The organism is Microcoleus sp. C2D2 (assembly GCF_036702495.1).
Lineage (GTDB): Bacteria > Cyanobacteriota > Cyanobacteriia > Cyanobacteriales > Microcoleaceae > Microcoleus.
The window spans coordinates 1-3360 of sequence record NZ_JAUBTO010000317.1 but is presented as its reverse complement, the minus strand read 5'-3'; the positions used below and the strand labels follow the sequence as shown (position 1 = coordinate 3360).

Genomic DNA, 3360 nt, shown 5'->3' with positions numbered 1-3360 from the left:
AATACAGCCCCATTGGCTGCGATCTATTGCAATTGATAAGCGAGTACCAACAGGGCAATAAGTTGTCAACCAATAAGTAATTAATGGGAACCAAATTAATTCAATCGTTAAGTGAGGTAAATCTAAAAACCTTTGTAATTTACGTCGCCGACTTTCGGCTGTAATTAGACAGGGAAAAGAGGAGGGAGAGCCTCTCTAATCTCACTTGTTTTTCTGATTGCATCAAGGATAGCAAAATTGTCATCACCAAAAACTGAGATGGCGTCAGGTATTTTTGTAAATGACTCTGGTAGAATCTTAGTATCATTATTTTTTTGGATAGGCAAGCGTGTAACAACTCTGCTGCCTATCTTTTTTTACCACAAGTTGGCTCAATCCTTACTAACTATGGGTTTGGGGCGGGTCGTCACCCCCCCAGAATTGTTGGTGCTGGTAAAGCAGGGTTTTTGCATTTCACTTCCTACTACAAGTTATATAGAATTGGATTGGTAGACTTAAATAGAATATTTTTTGTAGATACAACTGGTTCATTTGGACCAGATTTTTTTAAGTTATAGTCATTTCAAATAAATGTGAGACAGAGGTAAGATCATGATAAAATCGATAAAAATAGTTAATTAGAAAAAAATGGCTGACAGTCTAGACCTAAGACAAAAAGTAGTCAATTATGTGGAAAATGGAGGGAGTATAACGAAAGCGGCCGCCATATTTAAGGTAGGAAGAGCAACAATTTATAGATGGTTAGATAGGGAAGACCTTCGACCAACTCAGGTCAACCACCGTCAACGAAAGCTAGATTGGGAAGCCCTCAAAAAAGATGTTGAAAAAAATCCTGACGCAAGATTAGTAGAAAGAGCAAGAACTTTCAGGCGTCAGACCGAGTGCCATCTGCTATGCCTTAAAAAAACTGAAAATCACAAAAAAAAAAAACTTCGCTATCAAGAAAGAAATAGAGAAGAAAGAATGAAATACTACAGAAATCTGAGAGAATTAATTAAAGTTTATGGCAGTAAAAGCATTGTATTCATTGATGAATCAGGATTTGAGGAATTTGAAGGTTGTGTTTGTGCCTGGGCAAAGAGAGGAAAAAAAGTCTATGGTGAAAGACCAGGAAAACGGGTAAAAAGAGAAAATTTAGTAGCAGCAAGGAGAAAAGGAAAGAAGGACTTAATTGCACCAATGCTCTTTATGGGTAGTTTGAATGCAGAAGGATTTGAAGGATGGTTATCTTTATATTTGTTACCAGATTTAACAAGTCCATCTATATTACAGCACTTTGCGTGACTAAGAGGTACAGTAACAGCAGTGAGCAAAATAATTTTCGATTTGCTTACTTGAACATAATTTCACTCCCAATTCCAAGAGTTTTTCCACAATCTGTATACTTCGAGGTACCAATCTCCTCAGCCATGCCTTTAATTCCCACCATAAATGTTCGATGGGGTTAAACTCAGGTGAGTTGGCGTGATAAATACACTACTTTTGCTCCCACTGCTTCGATCATTTTTTCCACACCTTCTACCTTGTGTGCCTTCAGATTATCCATCACCAATACCGCTCCTTTCCATAATGAAGGCACCAGTTCTTCTTGCACAAATTTCTGGAAATCCTCTCCATTCATAGATTTTCCCATTGTCTTCATGGCGATGACCTTCTTATTGCTTATTGCTCCAACCACCGTTACCCTACTTCCTCTATAAAATGGCTTGATATCGTAGCTTCTTTCTCCCTTTTTACTTCTAGCTCCTTGTCTCATTATCCCCAGCAATACGCCCATTTCATCCAAAAATATCAGATTTTCTGGTTCGACATCTCGGCTTTTTTCCCAATATTCTATTCGCTTCTTTTGATTAATTTCTTTATGGGCTTGACTGCTCCGTAGTGTTTTTTTCAAAGTGAGTTGCTGCTTTTTTAGGAATCGGCACATGGCACTCTCGCTCAACCCTACTCCTGTTTTTTCGTGCCAATACTCACAGTATTCTGCGAGTGTGTAATCTGGATACTGGGCTACCATCTCTTCAATCTGTTGTTCGTGACCAAACAGTAGGCTCGGTTTACCACCCTTTGCCTGACTAGGGAGTAATCTTCCTGTCTCTTTTTTTCGTTTTAGTAGCGCCTGTACCGTACTTTTACTCACTTGAAATCTTTCTGCTACTTTCCGAATAGAGGTATTACCTGCTTCGTAAGTGTTAATAATTTTTTGACGTATATCTAGGGAGTAGGGTTTCATTTTTCTCTTTCTTACCACCTCTAATATTGTACCTAATCGTTAAGCAAAGTGCTGTAATTATGGATAATGCACCCATTCATCGTAAGACGGTCATTAGACTATTGGTTGAGGAGGCGGGTCATCAGATAATATTTTTACCAAAATACTCTCCTGACTTAAATGATATTGAGCATGATTTTAGTGCATTAAAGAGAGCTAAAATGTATGCGTCTCCTGGCACATCTCTTGATGAAATTATTCGTGCTTATTGTGCAGTCTAGTGTCTCATACTTATTTGAAATGACTATAATAAACATAGGCGTTGCTGAATACAGGTATGAATTCAAGATTTCCCAAGTGCTATAAGCCAAGTAGGGTGAGTTTTGTAACATCAAGCGAAAAGTTGATTCATACCGTGAATCAGCAACGCCTAAACATAATAGCTCGTTCTTATAAGGTATACAAAAGTTTTGATAGTTTACTTAATGAAGAACAGCTCGTACCAGAAAATACAATCATTGACTTATGCATCCCAAGCGGGACTTTTATCAAGGCAATGCAAATGATAAATAAATATGGGTTTTCCAATTTTTTGGTTGAAAAACCTTTTGTTATCTTTGACGAGTCTACAGAGTCCTATGATATCACTGAACTTTTGAGTAAACTGAAGATTATCAAAATAGAAAACTATTTGCATTCAAAAGTACATAAAATAATAAAGCATTTAATTAATAAATACAATTTAGAGCTTAGCGCAGTTGTTACAAACTTTTCTAAAGATAGGCAAGCTGAGTCTTTACGAGGGAGAGGCTTCAGGCTTGGAGAGGCACCACCCTCTGTATTTGAAATTGAAGTTCTTCATTAAATATGTATTTGTAATGACCTCTTTGGTGATATTGATGAACTGATTCATGTGTATAGTAAAGATATGATTGTTGGCGGCAACATTATAAAAAAACATGGTGAAAGTTTAGTAGTAGGTAAAAACCCTCAAAATGCTTTATATATTCACTACTCAAATCTTTGTTTTAATCGCGTTTACAGAACTATAGATATTTTCTTTAAGAATAACTACTATAGCGATCGCAAATGATTTGTAAATCCTCGAACGTATATAATGAGGGATGTAAATCTAAGTAGGAGTTAAAATG

At 36.8% G+C, this 3360-nt stretch carries 3 protein-coding genes and 1 pseudogene; 3 read left to right on the top strand and 1 reads right to left on the bottom strand.

Annotation, left to right across the window (positions count from 1 at the left end):
• Positions 1-627: 627 nt before the first annotated feature.
• Positions 628-1284, top strand: coding sequence for an IS630 transposase-related protein (locus QUB61_RS38565; protein ID WP_333136663.1), 657 nt, complete (start codon positions 628-630; stop codon positions 1282-1284).
• Between the two features lie 166 nt (positions 1285-1450).
• Here QUB61_RS38565 and QUB61_RS38560 read toward each other — a convergent pair whose 3' ends face one another.
• The gene (locus QUB61_RS38560) at positions 1451-2230 is read right to left on the bottom strand and encodes an IS630 family transposase (RefSeq protein WP_333136661.1); all 780 of its coding nucleotides are present in this window, start codon (positions 2228-2230) and stop codon (positions 1451-1453) included.
• Between the two features lie 20 nt (positions 2231-2250).
• Here QUB61_RS38560 and QUB61_RS38555 point away from each other — a divergent pair.
• Both QUB61_RS38555 and QUB61_RS38550 read left to right on the top strand, forming a co-directional pair.
• A pseudogene (locus QUB61_RS38555) lies at positions 2251-2490 on the top strand (transposase); the annotation flags it as partial.
• Positions 2491-2546: 56 nt separating this feature from the next.
• On the top strand, positions 2547-3074 hold the full coding sequence (locus QUB61_RS38550) for a hypothetical protein (RefSeq protein WP_333136659.1): 528 nt from the start codon (positions 2547-2549) through the stop codon (positions 3072-3074).
• The last annotated feature ends 286 nt before the right edge of the window (positions 3075-3360 follow it).